The sequence below is a fragment of the Mesorhizobium sp. M0522 genome (assembly GCF_040321085.1).
GTDB lineage: Bacteria > Pseudomonadota > Alphaproteobacteria > Rhizobiales > Rhizobiaceae > Mesorhizobium.
Genome location: NZ_JAMYQW010000026.1, coordinates 78,740 through 94,351 on the forward strand (window position 1 = coordinate 78,740; position 15,612 = coordinate 94,351).

General features: G+C 61.6%; 20 protein-coding genes and 3 tRNA genes. 12 read left to right on the forward strand and 11 right to left on the reverse strand.

Annotated elements, in window-relative coordinates:
- Positions 1 to 55 precede the first annotated feature (55 nt).
- Complete coding sequence (locus NKI58_RS24345) at positions 56 to 670, forward strand: TetR/AcrR family transcriptional regulator (RefSeq protein WP_352570924.1); 615 nt, start codon at positions 56 to 58, stop codon at positions 668 to 670.
- Positions 671 to 725: 55 nt separating this feature from the next.
- On the opposite strand, the gene NKI58_RS24350 is transcribed toward NKI58_RS24345, so the two are convergent.
- Positions 726 to 926, reverse strand: coding sequence for a DUF2905 domain-containing protein (locus NKI58_RS24350; protein ID WP_352787425.1), 201 nt, complete (start codon positions 924 to 926; stop codon positions 726 to 728).
- Positions 927 to 1,066: 140 nt separating this feature from the next.
- Here NKI58_RS24350 and NKI58_RS24355 point away from each other — a divergent pair, with 140 nt between their 5' ends.
- Entirely contained in the window at positions 1,067 to 1,633 is a 567-nt protein-coding gene (locus NKI58_RS24355) for a DUF2569 family protein (RefSeq protein WP_352787428.1), read from the forward strand.
- 64 nt (positions 1,634 to 1,697) lie between these two features.
- On the opposite strand, the gene NKI58_RS24360 is transcribed toward NKI58_RS24355, so the two are convergent.
- From NKI58_RS24360 to NKI58_RS24375, 4 genes are all read right to left on the reverse strand, one after another.
- Positions 1,698 to 2,336: a cupin domain-containing protein gene (locus NKI58_RS24360; protein ID WP_352570926.1), complete on the reverse strand. Its 639-nt coding sequence runs from the start codon at positions 2,334 to 2,336 to the stop codon at positions 1,698 to 1,700.
- 135 nt (positions 2,337 to 2,471) lie between these two features.
- A complete protein-coding gene (locus NKI58_RS24365; protein WP_084641813.1) occupies positions 2,472 to 2,669 on the reverse strand; it encodes a hypothetical protein in 198 nt (65 codons plus the stop codon).
- A 275-nt stretch (positions 2,670 to 2,944) separates the two neighbouring features.
- Positions 2,945 to 3,184, reverse strand: a complete 240-nt coding sequence (locus tag NKI58_RS24370; protein ID WP_156937488.1) for a hypothetical protein — start codon at positions 3,182 to 3,184, stop codon at positions 2,945 to 2,947.
- Between the two features lie 153 nt (positions 3,185 to 3,337).
- Positions 3,338 to 3,413: transfer RNA gene (locus NKI58_RS24375), tRNA-Thr, on the reverse strand.
- Between the two features lie 156 nt (positions 3,414 to 3,569).
- Between NKI58_RS24375 and NKI58_RS24380 the strand changes: the two genes are divergently transcribed.
- The 3 genes from NKI58_RS24380 (at position 3,570) to NKI58_RS24390 (ending at position 5,033) form a co-directional block, all read left to right on the forward strand.
- The gene (locus NKI58_RS24380; RefSeq protein WP_023680422.1) at positions 3,570 to 3,737 is read left to right on the forward strand and encodes a hypothetical protein; all 168 of its coding nucleotides are present in this window, start codon (positions 3,570 to 3,572) and stop codon (positions 3,735 to 3,737) included.
- Between the two features lie 175 nt (positions 3,738 to 3,912).
- Entirely contained in the window at positions 3,913 to 4,212 is a 300-nt protein-coding gene (locus NKI58_RS24385) for a BA14K family protein (protein ID WP_023680423.1), read from the forward strand.
- A 464-nt stretch (positions 4,213 to 4,676) separates the two neighbouring features.
- Positions 4,677 to 5,033: a hypothetical protein gene (locus NKI58_RS24390; protein WP_023680424.1), complete on the forward strand. Its 357-nt coding sequence runs from the start codon at positions 4,677 to 4,679 to the stop codon at positions 5,031 to 5,033.
- 40 nt (positions 5,034 to 5,073) lie between these two features.
- Here the strand turns inward: NKI58_RS24390 and bhcR are convergent, their stop codons facing one another.
- Positions 5,074 to 5,931 (reverse strand): HTH-type transcriptional regulator BhcR, encoded by an 858-nt coding sequence (gene bhcR / locus NKI58_RS24395; protein WP_023680425.1) that lies wholly within the window; start codon positions 5,929 to 5,931, stop codon positions 5,074 to 5,076.
- A 201-nt stretch (positions 5,932 to 6,132) separates the two neighbouring features.
- Between bhcR and gcl the strand changes: the two genes are divergently transcribed.
- The 3 genes from gcl to NKI58_RS24410 all read left to right on the forward strand — a co-directional run bounded on the left by gcl (position 6,133) and on the right by NKI58_RS24410 (position 9,784).
- Complete coding sequence (gene gcl / locus NKI58_RS24400) at positions 6,133 to 7,914, forward strand: glyoxylate carboligase (RefSeq protein WP_352570927.1); 1,782 nt, start codon at positions 6,133 to 6,135, stop codon at positions 7,912 to 7,914.
- 23 nt (positions 7,915 to 7,937) lie between these two features.
- The gene (gene hyi / locus NKI58_RS24405) at positions 7,938 to 8,735 is read left to right on the forward strand and encodes a hydroxypyruvate isomerase (RefSeq protein WP_352787438.1); all 798 of its coding nucleotides are present in this window, start codon (positions 7,938 to 7,940) and stop codon (positions 8,733 to 8,735) included.
- Between the two features lie 161 nt (positions 8,736 to 8,896).
- Positions 8,897 to 9,784 carry a 2-hydroxy-3-oxopropionate reductase gene (locus NKI58_RS24410; RefSeq protein WP_023680428.1) on the forward strand — a complete coding sequence of 296 codons (888 nt, stop codon included), beginning with the start codon at positions 8,897 to 8,899 and terminating at the stop codon, positions 9,782 to 9,784.
- A gap of 116 nt (positions 9,785 to 9,900) precedes the next feature.
- On the opposite strand, the gene NKI58_RS24415 is transcribed toward NKI58_RS24410, so the two are convergent.
- Positions 9,901 to 10,752: a TrmH family RNA methyltransferase gene (locus NKI58_RS24415; RefSeq protein WP_352787443.1), complete on the reverse strand. Its 852-nt coding sequence runs from the start codon at positions 10,750 to 10,752 to the stop codon at positions 9,901 to 9,903.
- Between the two features lie 202 nt (positions 10,753 to 10,954).
- Between NKI58_RS24415 and NKI58_RS24420 the strand changes: the two genes are divergently transcribed.
- Together NKI58_RS24420 and NKI58_RS24425 are read left to right on the forward strand one after the other, a co-directional pair.
- A tRNA-Tyr gene (locus NKI58_RS24420) sits at positions 10,955 to 11,039 on the forward strand.
- Positions 11,040 to 11,106: 67 nt separating this feature from the next.
- Positions 11,107 to 11,180, forward strand: a tRNA-Gly gene (locus tag NKI58_RS24425).
- Between the two features lie 175 nt (positions 11,181 to 11,355).
- On the opposite strand, the gene NKI58_RS24430 is transcribed toward NKI58_RS24425, so the two are convergent.
- A complete protein-coding gene (locus NKI58_RS24430; protein WP_023680430.1) occupies positions 11,356 to 11,823 on the reverse strand; it encodes a YidB family protein in 468 nt (155 codons plus the stop codon).
- A gap of 159 nt (positions 11,824 to 11,982) precedes the next feature.
- Between NKI58_RS24430 and NKI58_RS24435 the strand changes: the two genes are divergently transcribed.
- Complete coding sequence (locus NKI58_RS24435; protein WP_023680431.1) at positions 11,983 to 12,240, forward strand: GlsB/YeaQ/YmgE family stress response membrane protein; 258 nt, start codon at positions 11,983 to 11,985, stop codon at positions 12,238 to 12,240.
- A gap of 45 nt (positions 12,241 to 12,285) precedes the next feature.
- On the opposite strand, the gene NKI58_RS24440 is transcribed toward NKI58_RS24435, so the two are convergent.
- From NKI58_RS24440 to NKI58_RS24450, 3 genes are all read right to left on the reverse strand, one after another.
- Positions 12,286 to 12,945 (reverse strand): N-acetylmuramoyl-L-alanine amidase, encoded by a 660-nt coding sequence (locus NKI58_RS24440; RefSeq protein WP_352685038.1) that lies wholly within the window; start codon positions 12,943 to 12,945, stop codon positions 12,286 to 12,288.
- A gap of 105 nt (positions 12,946 to 13,050) precedes the next feature.
- Entirely contained in the window at positions 13,051 to 13,506 is a 456-nt protein-coding gene (locus NKI58_RS24445) for a GFA family protein (protein ID WP_352685036.1), read from the reverse strand.
- A gap of 35 nt (positions 13,507 to 13,541) precedes the next feature.
- On the reverse strand, positions 13,542 to 14,429 hold the full coding sequence (locus NKI58_RS24450) for a DMT family transporter (RefSeq protein ID WP_352787449.1): 888 nt from the start codon (positions 14,427 to 14,429) through the stop codon (positions 13,542 to 13,544).
- A 272-nt stretch (positions 14,430 to 14,701) separates the two neighbouring features.
- On the opposite strand from NKI58_RS24450, the gene tuf reads away from it, so the two are divergent.
- Positions 14,702 to 15,612 (forward strand): elongation factor Tu (tuf, locus tag NKI58_RS24455; protein WP_352699883.1); only part of this gene is annotated, 911 nt, incomplete at its 3' end.

The window sequence follows — 15,612 nt, forward strand, 5'->3', positions numbered from 1 at the left end:
AAATTGAACCAATTCTAAAATTGAGTCAATTCTGTTTTTGTGGCAAACAGCCGCTATGAGCGGATTGCGGGCAAGGCAGAAGGCGGATCGGCACCGCCGCATCATCGAGGCGGCAGCGGACCTATTCCGCGATGCCGGTTATGAAGGCGCCAAGATCGAGACCATCGCGGCGCAGGCCGAAGTCTCGGTCGGCACGATCTACAATTACTACCAGAACAAGGGCGACATCCTCGGCGCCATCGTCTCGCTGGAGGTCAACGAGGTGCTGAATGCCGGGCGCGGCGTCGTCGCCAACCCGCCGGCCAATGTCGGCGACGCGCTGGATACGCTGCTCGGCATCTATATCGAACATTCGCTGCATTATCTCAGCAAGGAGATGTGGCGGCAGGCGATGGCGATCTCGACGCAGCTGCCCGACAGCCCGTTCGGCCAGGCCTATACCGCGCTCGACCGGGCATTGACCGAGCAAATCCGCGCGCTGATCGTCCGCCTGCAGGCGCTCGGCCTGGTGCGCCGCGACATCGACGGGCCGGCGCTCGGCGAACTCATCTTCAACAACATGAACATGATGTTCATCGAATTCGTGAAGCGCGAGGAGGCGAGGATTGCCGAACTGCGCACGGCGATACGCAGGCAGAACAGGATATTGGTGGCGGCGATCGGAGTGTAAGAAGATCAAGGGCGAGTAGGGCCTGCAACACAAATCGCCGCAGCCGGAGCATCGCCTAACGGTTGATCAGCCATAGAATGGCCGAGAGCACGATGCTGACCAGTATCCCCGTGGTGATAGGGACATAAAGCCTGAAGTTCTCACGCTCGATCACGATATCGGCGGGCAGCCTGCCAAGGCCGGTCCGGGCCAACCAAGGCCACAGCAGGCCTATGGCGACTATGCTGAGACCAACGACGATCAGAGTTCGCGACATGGCAGCATCCTGCCGGAAATAGCATCGTGCCAGAAATATAGTGTTGACGGGTCTTGCAAGCAGCGCTTCCTTTCGATGTTGCCTCTTGAGTTGAGGTTGAAATCTGATACAACCTAAAAGGGTATCAAGGGAGGGATTGGATGCAGATTTCCATCTGGCATTGGGCTATAGTGCTGCTGCTGATCGGCGTGCCTGTTTTCTTTGCCGTTCGGTCAGCCGCAAAGCCATTACAGGATCCTTCGGCTCTCGTAGGTTTCGGAGGCTGGCTTATGCTGCTGGCGATCCTTCAGGCTTTCTCCCCGCTACGCACGCTCGTCTCATTGGGCTCATCGAGTGAAGGCTACCGACAGCTCATGACGCTCCCGAATGGCACTTTGGCGGTCTACGGCGAGGTTGCCCTCTTGCTGGCGTTTCTGGTGCTCCCGGTGATTGTGTTCGTTGCAATGCTCCGGCGGAGTTCCCGCTTCAAGCAGCTATTCCTGTATCAGTGGTTTGCAATACCAATCGTGTTTATTCTGGACGCGGTATGGATCTCAGCGGTTATGAGCGCTCCTGTGAGCTTGGTGCTTGCAGGGGATGCGCTGGTAATGCCCGCAGTTTCTTTTGTCCTGACCGGCATCTGGGTCGCCTACGTCTACAAGTCGGTCAGGGTGAGAAACACGTTCGACCGGGTCGCCATATCCGGTCATGTCGCGAGTGCTTCATAGAGCTTGCCGCGAGTCCTATGTATGGCTGCCGACAAAAATGCCGGGCGCCCAATATGGACCCGGATCATCCGGCTACTAGGCCTGCTCTAGCGAGGATTTCAGGAGCCGGCGTGACATGCCCGTGCGGCTTGCAGTAGTCCGGGTCGATCGCGCGATAGCCGAGCAGATGGCCGAGTGGCGCCAGGATCCCCAGCGCCACTCGCTGAATCGAAGGTGGCGGGTGCGTGAAGACGATCACGTCGGCAAATTCCCTGGCGATGACTGCTGCCTGAAGCGGCGAAGGTCTACCTTTTCTGTCTACCTTGCCGGCATTGGCCAGGCCGAAGAGCATGCCGATCAGCAGCTCGAAACGGTTCGGGTCGACATTGTCCGCACCTGGCGCCCGGTCGACTTCGACCAGGACATGCGCTTCTTCGGTTTTGCTGCTGTTCCACCAATCATGTGCGACGCCTGCTTCGACCGTGGCGGATTGGCCAGGCCCCAGGGACAAAGTGCTCCCGGCGATGCAAGCGTCGAGACGGCCACGGAGGACGGTAAACCGTTCCGTCAGATTCGGGTGGAAGTGCTCGCCCACCACTGCGGCTCCCGGCCGGGCGGTCAGATGAGCGATGCCAGGTCCCTGGCCGCGGTCTTCGGTACCACGCAGGATGACCGCATATTCGCCGGTCACCTTGTTCTCGTAGACATCTCCACAGCGTGACATGGATCGGCTCCGGAGTTTCAGAGCACCACTGCCCGGCAACTCTATCGTCAAAGGCTTGGTCGTTCAACGACGCTCCAACGGGCGATTGCGGAAACACCAGTTGCCGGCTCTTCGTCAACGCGGGCGATCAGCGCTCTACCGAACATGCTTAGGCGGCCGCGCTCGCGGAAACGGCACGACCGTCAGTGGCGCCTTGCGGAATTCCGCGATGGCTATTTCTTCAATCAGCGCGTCGAGGGCCTCGTTGACGCGTCGGCTCGTTTCATCCGCGCCGCAGAGGCGGTTTTGTGCGCACTCCAAAAGCTCGCGCGCCGCGGCGAAATCACTTCGCATGACAACACCCTTTGGTTTTTGGCCCGCCGCACCGACATTGTCGGCGCGCTTAATTGAGCGAGTGCTAATATACACAGGAGCAATTTAATCGAATGGTACGAGATGGCCGAGGCCGGGAGAGAGGGCCGAAATGACGGCTCTGCAACCGCGAAGTCACGCCCTGGCTCAGCGTCTCTAGATATGAGATGCTAACTCGTTGTCTGGCGACAGATTTTGCCAGCAATTTCACGGAAGTTTCTGGTGACCCGACGAGGACGGTCCCGACACGTACGCCCCTAATACGATCTTGGGCGGCTTATATATTCTCTGGCGGCGGCAATCTGGCGCCGGTGCTCGCGGAGGAAGGCTGCGCCGAAACAAATGGCGAAGGCCAGTACTGAAAGGCTTGTCGTTGCTCTTGATGTTGGATCGGGATCGGGACTTAGCAGGAAACGGAAACCGAACGCGAAGGCGAAGACGATAAATCCGCCAAATATGCCGTTGATGAAGGGGGCGGTCGTGCGTTTCTGCTCCAACGAAGACTCCTAGGTTTTCCGCTAGGGAACTATGGTTTCCGCTAGGGAATATATGCGTTGAAGCTGATGTGCTACCGATCCTGACGGCCCCGGCCTGTGGATATCGGGGATGAGCAGATATCAAGCGCCCCGGAGGTCTCAAGAAGCCCGTACTGGTGCCCCCGGACGGAATCGAACCGCCGACCTTCGGTTTACAAAACCGCTGCTCTACCAGCTGAGCTACAAGGGCACGGCGCTCCGGTTACCATATTTGCCGCGCCAGTAAAGACAAAACTCCGTTTTCGGTCGCCGCGAACGCGCCGGTTCTGCCGCCAAGGCGTCCTGAAAACGGCCAATTCGCTTCCTATATTGATCGAAGGTGCAATTGCATCAGCGAGGCAGTCGCATGATCAGGTTTGTCATCATTCTCCCGCTCGTCGTCGTGGCCTGGGTTCTCCTGGTGAAGCTCGTCAAGGACCTGAAGCACGCCAATATCGACTGGACCGGCGTCACCACCATCATCGGCTTCATCGCGCTCGCCTTCTGGCTTCGCCATATCACCGGCATGGGCTGAGGCCTGCCGGTTGTTCCGGTGAACTGTCGACGGCGCGACCGTTCGTGGTCGCGCATCAGACCGCGCGATTTCTCCCTTCGAAAAAAATCCAAAAGGACCTTCGAACCTTTTTCCTTGTTGCGACGACTGATGGTCAAGAGGCGGTTGGATCGCCTCCCACAACAAGGAGATCGTCATGTTCAAGCGCACCATCGTTTCCGGCCTCGTCGCCACCACTGTCGCCGCCGCCATGCTGGTCGGCACCGTTCAGCCGTCGGCCGCCCATCACAAGCACAAGCACCTCGGCATCGGCATTGCCGCAGGTGTCGGCGGCTTCCTGCTCGGCAGCGCGCTGGCCCAGCCGCGCACCGTCTATATCGAGGAAGGCGGCGGCTCGTGGCACGTCCGGCGCTGCCTCAATCGCTACCAGAGCTACGACCCGTACTCGGACACCTATGTCGGCTACGACGGCTATCGCCATCGCTGCTGGCTTTGAGGGCCACTATGCCAGCTTGGGAGGAGGTGACCGTTTCAGGCAACCGGAAGAAGGGGCACCCCACTGCCCCTTTTTCTGTGTGTCTGAGTGGCAGGGCAGAGGGGTTGTTCCTCCGACCTCTTAGGACCTGGGTTCCTCGCCCGCCGCGAAGCGGGGGAGAGGTGGCCGCCTACGGGTCTTGCCTTCGGCAAGCCCGAGGACAGGCTCCGCGGCCGGAGAGGGGGCCTTCGTAGGGCGCGGTCCCCTCTCCGTCGCGGCTTCGCCGCGCCACCTCTCCCCACTTCCGTGGGGCGAGGAACCCAAGCTGGAATAAAGCCGCGCTCCGTCAGCCTCTCTGTCCTGTCGAACATCGTCCACTTAAGGCGAGATCGGATGCCGCTTCAGCATTCGCCAACACTCTTGCCGATGTACAGCGATTTCCCAACAGCCTAATCTGCACCGAGCCGAAACAGGGGAGAGGGCGCTTGGGCGAGCAAGATCCGAACGAAGAGCCGATCGAGACAATTTTCCGCAACGGCACAATCACCACCGTCGGCATCCTGCTGGCGTTCTCGCTGGGCTTCATCACGCATTGGGCCGCCAACCCGATACCGTGGGAAATCTATCACCTGGCCGCCGTCGTGCCGATTTTGATCGGCATTGCCCTGCAGATACGAGCGCTGCGGTTGCTGCTCGACATAACGTCTCTACAACGGCGCGTTTATGAACGCGCCAATCGTATCTTCATTGCCGGCCTCATCTTCACCGCCTGCGGAGTTGGGCTGGCGATGCTGCTTGATTTCTACGACCTATCGACCAAGAGCGCGGTGCCCGGGGGCTAGCTCTGGCCATCCTGGCAGATGTCGCACCATTCGGCGCTGGTCAGCGCTGCCATGCGCTCGGCTCGCTGCCAAGGCCGGGAGGGGTCGGCAGGCCGCCGATCATCCTCGTCACCTCCGCCGCCGCATCGTGCACCAGCGGGCCGATCTCGGCCAGCCGTTCCGGCGTGACCCGTACTGTCGGCCCGGAGACCGAAACGCCGCCGATCGGCTCGCCGAATTCATTGAAGATGGCGGCGGCAACGCAGCGCATGCCCGGATGCCGCTCCTCGTCGTCAACCGACCAGCCGCGCAGCTTGATCGTCACCAGGTCGCGGGCGAGCGCCGAGATGTCGGACAGCGTATTTTCGGTGAAGCGCTCCAACCCGGCCCGGCGCAGGATGGTGGCGACGCGCTCCGGCTCGAGATGCGCCAGCACCGCCTTGCCGATGCCCGAGGCATGGAAGGGGCTGCGCGTGCCCGGCCGGAAAAAGGCGCGGATCGCCTGGTGCGTCTCGACCTGACTGACGAAGACGACGCAATCGTCCTCGGCGACGCCGAGATTGGCGGTCTCGCCGGTCTTCTCCATCAGTTCCTGCATGACGATACGGGCGCGGTCGACCAGCTTGCGGCGGCGCAGGAACGCCGCGCCCATGCGATAGGTCTCGACGCCGATCGACCACAGCTGGTCAGGGCCGTCGAACTCGACCATGCCGTGGTTTTCCAGCGTCGTCAGCATGCGGTAGGCGGTGGATGCCGGCAGACCGGAACTGGCGGCGATCTCGCTCAGCGACAGGCCACTGCCATCGGCGACGATTGCCAGGATGCGCAGCGCCCGGTCCAGCGACTGCACCGAGGCGGCCTCGGCCGGCCCGTTGAAGGCGCGCGGCCGGCCGCGCTGGCGTTTTTCGGTGGTCTCCATCGGGCCATTCTTCGCTCTGTTCGCCCAACAAGCAATGAAAAAGTTTTTCACCGATTTGCCAAGCGATTCGTAGAAAACAGAAAGTCAAATCAATTCAACTCACAAGAGCCGTTTTCTAGAAATGAAAAAATATTCTGAAAAAATTGAAAAATCATTGGTGCGCTGGCATCATAGGCTATCAACAATTCCGTGGAGGCTGACATGGCCAGGATGCGCGCAGTCGACGCAGCGGTTCTCGTTCTCGAAAAGGAAGGCATCTCCTGTGCCTTCGGCGTGCCGGGTGCTGCGATCAACCCGCTCTATTCGGCACTGAAGGCGAGGGGCAGTATCCGCCACATCCTTGCGCGTCACGTCGAGGCGGCCTCGCATATGGCCGAAGGGTTTACCCGCGCCAGATCGGGCAATATCGGTCTGTGCATCGGCACTTCGGGTCCCGCCGGCACCGACATGATCACCGGCCTCTATTCGGCCGCTGCCGATTCAATTCCCATCCTCTGCATCACCGGGCAGGCGCCGCGCGCGCGTCTCAACAAGGAGGATTTTCAGGCCGTCGACATTGCGGCGATCGCCGCACCCGTCGCCAAATGGGCTGTTACCGTCATGGAACCCTATCTGGTGCCGATGGCGCTGCAGAAAGCGTTCCATCTGATGCGCTCGTCGCGGCCGGGGCCGGTGCTGATCGATTTGCCTGTCGATGTGCAACTGGCCGAGATCGAGTTCGATATAGATGCCTATGAGCCGCTGGTGCCGTTCAAGCCGGCAATGTCGCGCGCTCAGGCCGAGAAGGCGTTGACGATGCTGAACGCGGCGGAAAAGCCTGTCATCGTCGCCGGCGGCGGCATCATCAACGCCGATGCGTCCGATCTGCTGATCGAGTTCGCCGAGGTCACCGGCGTGCCTGTCATTCCGACGCTGATGGGCTGGGGTGCGATCCCCGACGACCACCGCCTGATGGCCGGCATGTGCGGGCTGCAGACCTCGCACCGCTATGGCAATGCCACGATGCTCGAAGCCGATTTCGTTTTCGGCATCGGCAACCGCTGGGCCAACCGCCACACCGGTTCGATCGACGTCTACACCAAGGGTAAGAAATTCATCCACGTCGATATCGAGCCGACGCAGATCGGCCGCGTCTTCGCGCCGGACCTCGGCGTCGTCTCGGACGCCGGTGCGGCGCTGAAAATGCTGCTCGACGTCGCCACCGAGTGGAGGACGGCCGGAAAATTGCGCGACTGGTCGGGCTGGGCCGGCGAATGCCGGCAGCGCAAGAAGACAATGAAGCGCAAGACCCATTTCGACCAGGTCCCGCTGAAGCCGCAGCGCGTCTACGAGGAGATGAACAAGGCGTTCGGCCGCGACATCACCTATGTCACCACGATCGGCCTGTCGCAGATCGCCGGGGCGCAGTTCCTGCACGTCTACAAGCCACGCAACTGGATCAATTGCGGCCAGGCCGGCCCGCTCGGCTGGACGCTGCCGGCAGCGCTCGGTGTTCGCGCCGCCGATCCGGACCGCACCATCGTGGCGCTGTCCGGCGACTATGATTTCCAGTTCATGATCGAGGAACTGGCGGCCGGCGCACAGCACAGATTGCCCTACATCCATGTCGTCGTGAACAATGCCTATCTCGGCCTGATCCGCCAGGCGCAGCGCGGCTTTTCGATGGACTTCGAAGTCAGCCTGGCCTTCGAGAACGTCAACCGGAAAGACGAGCCTGAGGCGGGCTACGGCGTCGACCACGTCGCCGTTGCCGAGGCGATGGGCTGCAAGGCGGTCCGGGTGCGCCGGCCGGGGGAATTCGCCGGTGCCTTCGAAGAGGCAAAGCGCCTGATGAACGAGCACCAGGTTCCGGTGGTGCTCGAATTCATCCTCGAGCGCGTCACCAACGTTTCGATGGGTACCGAAATCGACAAGATCACCGAATTCGAGGAGCTAGCCGAACATCACGAAGATGCCCCCACGGCGATCGTCATGCTCGATTAAGCCGCATATGAGGAACTACTGCCATGCCACGGTTTTCAGCCAATCTTTCGATGCTCTTTGGCGAGCATGACTTCCTCGACCGCTTCGATGCCGCCGCCCGCGCCGGCTTCAAGGGCGTCGAGTATATCGGCCCCTATGACCATGCGCCGGATGTCGTCGCGGCCAGGTTGAAGAAGAACGGGCTGACGCAGGTCCTGTTCAACCTGCCTGCCGGCGACTGGGCCAAGGGCGAGCGCGGCATCGCGATCCTGCCCGACCGCATCCCGGAGTTCCGGCAGGGCATTGCCAAGGTCGTCACCTATGCCCATGCGCTCGGCTGCGAGCAGGTCAACTGCCTCGCCGGCATCGCGCCGCAAGGCGTCGATCGCTCCGTGCTGGAAGACGTCTTCGCCGAAAATCTGGCTTTCGCGGCCGAAAAGCTGGAGCAGGCCGGCATCAGGCTGCTGATCGAGCCGATCAACACCCGCGACATTCCGGGCTTCTTCCTGAATTACTCGGACCAGGCTCTGGCCCTGATCGACCGCGTCGGATCGAAGAACCTGTTCCTGCAATACGACATCTATCACATGCATATCATGGAGGGGGATCTCGCCCGTACCATAGAGGCAAACCTCAACCGCATCGCGCATATCCAGCTTGCGGACAATCCCGGCCGTCATGAGCCGGGGACGGGCGAGATCAATTTTCCTTTTCTGTACAACCACATCGACCGCATCGGCTATGCCGGCTGGATTGGCGCGGAGTATAAGCCGAAGGCGGGGACGGATGCCGGACTGGGGTGGTTCCGGGACCTGGCCGGGCAGGGCAGCGCGGCGGCGTAGCGGGCAAGAGAGGCCCCCTCATCCGGCCGCTGCGCGGCCACCTTCTGCCCGCTGGGGAGAAGAGGCTGGCACCGGCGTTCGCGATCTCTTCTCCCCTCGGGGAGAAGGTGGCCCGAAGGGCCGGATGAGGGGGCGTTTCACATAGTCACTTGGAGAAAAACATGGAAACCATCGGCTTCATCGGCCTCGGCATCATGGGCGCGCCGATGGCGGGGCATCTGCTAGACGCCGGTTATCAGGTCGTCGCCAGCGACCACCGCTCGAAGCCGCCGGCCGATCTCGTCGCCAAGGGCCTGAAGACAGTCACCGGCCATGATGCCGTCGCGCGTGCCGCCGACATCGTCATCACCATGGTTCCGGATACGCCGCAGGTCGCCGACGTGCTGTTCGCTGAGAACGGCGTCGCGTCCGGGCTGACAAGAGGCAAGCTGGTCATCGACATGAGCTCGATCTCGCCGATCGAGACCAAGGAATTCGCAAAAAAGATCAACGATGTCGGCTGCGACTATCTCGACGCGCCGGTGTCGGGCGGCGAGGTCGGCGCCAAGGCGGCTTCGCTGACCATCATGGTCGGCGGTGAGGAAAAAGCCTTCGAACGCGCTAGGCCCATCTTCGAGAAGCTTGGCAAGAACATCACTCTGGTCGGACCGAACGGCGTCGGCCAGACCACCAAGGTCGCCAACCAGATCGTCGTCGCGCTGACCATTGAGGCCGTCGCCGAAGCGCTTGTTTTTGCATCGAAAGCCGGCGCCGACCCGGCCAAGGTCAGGCAGGCGCTGATGGGCGGGCTCGCAAACTCGCGCATCCTGGAAGTGCATGGCGAGCGCATGATCAAGCGCACTTTCGCGCCCGGCTTCCGCATCGAACTCCACCAGAAGGACCTGAATCTCGCCCTTGAAGGCGCGAAAGCGCTCGGCGTCGCCCTGCCCAACACTTCAACGACGCAGCAATTGTTCAACTCGTGCGCGGCGAATGGCGGGTCAAAGGAGGATCATTCGGCGCTGGTCAAGGCGCTGGAGCGAATGGCGGGATGTGAAGTGGGTGAATAGTGAATAGTGAATAGTGAATAGTGGGTCGGTAATCAGAAGCAGATGGGTGAGTCGTTGGTAGTGAATTGGTCACGACTTACGTACACTCTCACCATTCACCATTCACCATTCACCATTCACTCTCTCAAAAACTTCCTCGCCGCATAAAGCGCCACCGCCGCGGCATTCGACACGTTGAGCGAGCGGATGGCGCCGGGCATGTCGAGCCGGGCCAGCGTCGTCACCGTCTCGCGCGTTTTCTGGCGCAGGCCTTTGCCCTCGGCGCCAAGTACCAACGCGATCTTTTCTCCGGCAAAGCTCGTTTCGAGCTCCGCCGGCCCGTCTGAATCCAGGCCGATCGTCTGGAATCCGGCCTCGTGCAGCTGCTCCAGCGCATGGGCGAGGTTCTTCACCTCGATCTGATCGATGTGTTCGAGCGCGCCGGAAGCCGACTTTGCCAGCACGCCGGATTCCTGCGGGCTGTGGCGCGCCGTGGTGATCAGTGCGCCGGCGCCGAAGGCGACCGCCGAGCGCAGGATCGCGCCGACATTGTGCGGATCGGTGATCTGGTCGAGCACCAGCACCAGCCTGGTGTCGCCGAGCGCATCGAGGCGTTTCGGTTTCAGCGGCTCGGCCTCGATCACCACGCCCTGGTGCACGGCATCCGAGCCGGTGACCTTGTCGATGTCCCTGGGTTCGACCAACTCCGCCTTGAAGGGCAAAGCGCCAAGATCGGCGATTGCCAGCCGCTCGGCAGCGTTGCGCGTCACCAGCATCTTCTTGATTTTTCGGCGCGGATTGTCGAGTGCGGCCCGCACCGTGTGCAGCCCGTAGAGCCGCACCAGCCCATCCGCCGGGTTCTCGCCGGGCGGCACCGGCTGGCGTGGCCTGAATGCAGGCGCGCCACCGCTCTTCTCGTCGCGATGCGCGCGGCGCAGCTTGGCGTAGTGGGCGTCTTTAGGGGTCTTCGATTTGTTGTCGTTGCTCATGGCCGGCTTCTATAGCCGTGTCGTCCGGCCATGGATACAGCTGCATAAGCTGCTTGTCGGGCGAGGCGTGAGATTCAGCGCTTTTTGCCGGACTGTTGCGGTTGACAGTTTTGGGCGCTGCCGCCATAAGGCGCTTCGCGGAAGGGCTGCTCAGGCAGCCGCGACGCGTCGATGCCTCGTTGCATGGCTCCGGCGGCAGACTGGAGAGGTGCCCGAGTGGTTAAAGGGGACGGACTGTAAATCCGTTGGCTATGCCTACGTTGGTTCAAATCCAACCCTCTCCACCACTGCCGGCCCGGAAGCCCTGAAACGCAGAGCGAGCGTCGGAGCGGATCCGATGCTTGACTGAAAGGCGCGGGTATAGCTCAGTGGTAGAGCAGCAGCCTTCCAAGCTGAATATGCGGGTTCGATTCCCGCTACCCGCTCCAGATTTCCCCCAAGCCGCGGCGCACCTCGCGCACGATGCCGAAGTAGGCAGCCCCAAGCGAAGCGCTTTGCCGATAGTTCAAAGTATTCGTTGCGCGTCCAGACGGACGCGCATCTTAATCTGTGTTATCGTTGTTATCGTTGTCCCGAACCGCAGGCGGCGTTGGGCGACAGGCGTCAGCTCGCGAATTTGCTGAATATGGACGCGAGCTGGTTCTGCTGCGGCACCTGCCCGTTCGGCGTCAACTGGTCGACAAGCCCTGGCAAGGCCGCGGACAATTGCTTGAGCAGATCCTGCTGGTTCAGGCCCGTCCTTTGCGCGATCTCCTGGATGATTTGTGGCCCGAGAGCACTGCCCAGATCGCTGGGGTTGATCGGCTGGTTCTGACCGGTGCCGACCCACGAATTGGCAACGTTGCCGTGGCCGGCGTCCTTCAGTTTGTCGAGCAGTCCGCCCAGACCGCCGAGCAGTCCGCCGTCGGCGGATGCGGTTGTATCAGGCGGGACGGGGGCAGGGCTCTGCGCCGCCTCCGGCTGGGCGGAACTTCCACCGCTCAGCATTTTTCCCACCAAAAGTGCGCCGAGCGCGATCATCAGCGGCTTGGCGACGTTGCCGCCGGGAACGGCATTGTCAAACAGTCCCATTGTGGATCTCCATGTCAAATTGCCCGTCCGTCTCCAACAATGACGCATCCATGGCGAATTTCAAGCCGGTTTGAGCTTTCCGTAATCATGATTTTCAAGTTGGCTTGAGCTTTGCTTAATAATGTGGAAGTAATCGGGTGCGGGGAACGGAGAGGAAAAATGTCAATATTAAGCTGGATTATTCTCGGCGTCATCGCCGGCTTCATAGGCAGCAAGATCGTCAATAAAAGCGGGCAAGGCCTTGTGCTCGACATCGTGCTCGGGATTGTCGGTGCCATCGTCGGCGGGCTCATCTTCAGCGCCTTTGGCGCGTCGGGCGTTACCGGGCTCAACATCTATAGCCTGATCGTAGCCGTGGTCGGTGCCGTGGTTGTCCTGTGGGCCTATCACCAGTTCAGCGGCAGGCGGGCTCTGTAGAAGCCGCTCGGCAATTGCGTCGGCATTCATCCGAATGCCGACCGCCTATCTGATCCTTTTGAGGATTTCGCGGATCAGCGTGTTGAGGCCGGCTTCCAGCCCTCCCACCATGATCGGCCATAATTCCTCGAGCAGTCGCTGCCATGCGGCATCGCGCCCGTTCCTCACCGGCAGATTTGGCATCGCGCCCATTGCCGCCGTCACGTCGCGGCGCAGCCGGTCGCCGCAGGCGCTTGCGCCGCTGATCGTCGGATCGAAGGGCAGCCGGGTGAAATCCCATTTTCCGCGCTGCTCGATGCCGAGATTGCTTTCGACCTCGGCGTGCGACAGCACCGTTTTGGGCGTGACCTTGATGCGGTAATATTTGCAGAGTTCGGCGACAACCGTGGTCATCGCGTCCCACTGCGCCCTGGTCATCGGATAGCGGCCGGCATCGAACGGCCTTTCCTCCGCCCCGGCCATGCAGCAGAGCGAAACCCCGATCGAGCCGCCGTTGCAGTTGAGCGTGTGCGCGGCATATCCCGGTTTTACCCGGCTCGAATTGAGCGCGATCGAAGGCCGGCCCCTGACCAGGCGGCCATTCCCCTCGACCAGTATGTGATACGCATCCCTGTCGGTATCGCCGGCCGAATGCGAGCCGGCCGTCCAGTGGCAAATGACGCGCTTCATCGCAACATTGGGCAACCAGTCGGGCGGCAATGCCACAGAAATCCCCGCGACATAAGTTCAGTGACGGAGCACAGTATAGTTTCGTTGGCGGCCGACGCGAAAACGAAACGATAATTTGGTTGAGCGTTTTCTAACGGTCAGCTATTCGCCGGCATCTGCGGCGACCGCGTGTTCTCTGTATTGCGGCAGATCGTCGGTGATCGTGAACCACTTCGCCTTCGAGCCGACGAAGATGTGCTGCGTCGGGCGGATGGTCGGCTCGTCGACCAGGGTTCCCATGGCGACATGCACGAAGGCACCGTCGCGGACCACGGAATAGAGCAACGAGCCGCAAGTCCGGCAGTGCGCGTCATGGCCGGTTTCGTCGCCGAAGATCGTGAGATTGTCCTCGCCCCTGGTCAGGCTCAGCCTGTCGCGTTCGATGCCGGCGAATGGCTTGAACGCCGAACCGGTGGTGCGCCGGCAGTTCGAGCAGTGGCAGTTCGCGGCATAGACGAACGCGTCCGCCACCGCGTACTGAACGGCGCCGCACAGGCACTTTCCGGTGAGCGTGCGGTTGCTTGCATTCTGGTTGTTCTCGTTATCCGGGCCTGCCATGCGCTTCTCCGATTATCCCTGCGCCGTTTTCCGCTCTAGGCGACGACGGTCAACCGGCGCTTGCGCTCGTCGAGCGAGACTATGGTCAACCCGCTGGCCACCACCAGCAGGATGCCGCAGATGGCCAGCGCATTCGGGAGCTGCCGGAATACCACCAGGCCTGAAATCACCGCCCAGACGGTAAAGCAATAGTAGAACGGCGCCACCACGCTGGTCGGCCCGACGCGATAGGCCATGAAGATAAAGAAGTGGCCGAAGATCAGGAACAGTCCGGCGCCGCCCATCAGCAGCAGGTGACGGATTTCAGGCACCACCCACTGCTCGGAAAGCAAATGAGCTGCCCCGGCCCCCGCGAGCACGACAATCACCGCGGACATAGCGACGACCATTCCCGGCACGTCGGCGGCGACCTTGCGTCCGGCCAGATCGCGCGCCGCGGACAGGGCTGCATTGCCTAGCGCCAGCAGGGCATAGACCGAAATCCCCTGCATCGTCGGTTGTGCCACCATCACCGCGCCGATAAAACCAAGGCCGATCAGCGCCAGGCGCACCCCGCCGATCCGTTCGCCAAACAGCATCGAGGAGCCGACCAGCATCAGCAAGGGCGTGATCTGTCCGAGCGCGGTCGAATCGGCGATCTGCATGTTGGCGAGCGCCACCACGTAGCAAAGGATCGCACCCAGTTCGAGCAGGTTCCTGCGCAAAACCTTGGCGTCGAGGATCAGCGGGATCTGCTTGCCATAGCCCAGCATGAACAGCAGCGGAATGCCCCACAATGTTGCCGCAGCGCCGCGCAGGAACAGCACCTCATAGGGCGGCAGTCCCGCGGTTGCGAGTTTCATCATCGTGTCGTTGACGATGTAGGACCCGGTCGAAACGACCATGAACAGCGGGCCTCGTATGGCAGTCGGGATGAAATGCATCGGCCCACGAAATCAGACCGGCGCCAGGGCGGCAATGGGCCAGATCCGGCTGTAAATCCGGCAAAGCCGTCAGCCGCCGCCGTAACCATTCCATTTGCCCTTGTTCGTTCCTATATCCGCGCCACATTCTCCGAAACCGGATCACGCGTTCGGGCCGGGCGAGCGCGCTCGGCGACAAGGCACTTGTGTTTTTCGGCCTTAGTCGCTAATCGCCCCGCATTCGACTGAACTGAAGGTCCAGGCCGTCCCCAGGCCGTCCAAGGAAAGAGACTATGGCAAAAGGTAAATTCGAGCGCACTAAGCCTCATGTGAACATTGGCACGATTGGTCACGTCGATCATGGCAAGACGTCGCTGACGGCGGCGATCACCAAGTATTTTGGCGAATACAAGCGCTACGACCAGATCGATGCGGCGCCCGAAGAGAAGGCGCGCGGCATCACCATTTCGACGGCGCACGTCGAATACGAAACCGCCAACCGCCACTATGCCCATGTCGACTGCCCCGGCCACGCCGACTATGTGAAGAACATGATCACCGGTGCTGCGCAGATGGACGGCGCGATCCTGGTGGTGTCGGCCGCCGACGGCCCGATGCCGCAGACGCGCGAGCACATCCTGCTCGCCCGCCAGGTCGGCGTGCCCTCGATCGTGGTGTTCTTGAACAAGGTCGACCAGGTCGACGACGCCGAGCTGCTCGAGCTGGTCGAGCTCGAGGTGCGTGAGCTTTTGACCAAGAACGAGTTCCCCGGCGACGACATTCCGATCGTCAAGGGTTCGGCGCTTGCCGCACTTGAAGATAGCGACAAGAAGATCGGCGAGGACGCCATCCGCGAACTGATGGCTGCGGTCGATGCCTACATCCCGACGCCGGTGCGTCCGCTCGACAAGCCGTTCCTGATGCCGATCGAGGACGTGTTCTCGATCTCGGGCCGCGGCACGGTTGTGACCGGCCGCGTCGAGCGCGGCGTCGTCAAGGTCGGCGAGGAGCTGGAGATCGTCGGCATCCGTCCGACCACCAAGACGACCTGCACGGGCGTCGAGATGTTCCGCAAGCTGCTCGACCAGGGCCAGGCCGGCGACAACATCGGCGCGCTGCTGCGCGGTGTCGACCGTGAAGGCGTCGAGCGCGGCCAGGTCCTGGCCAAGCCCGGCACCGTCAAGCCGCACAAGAAGTTCGTTGC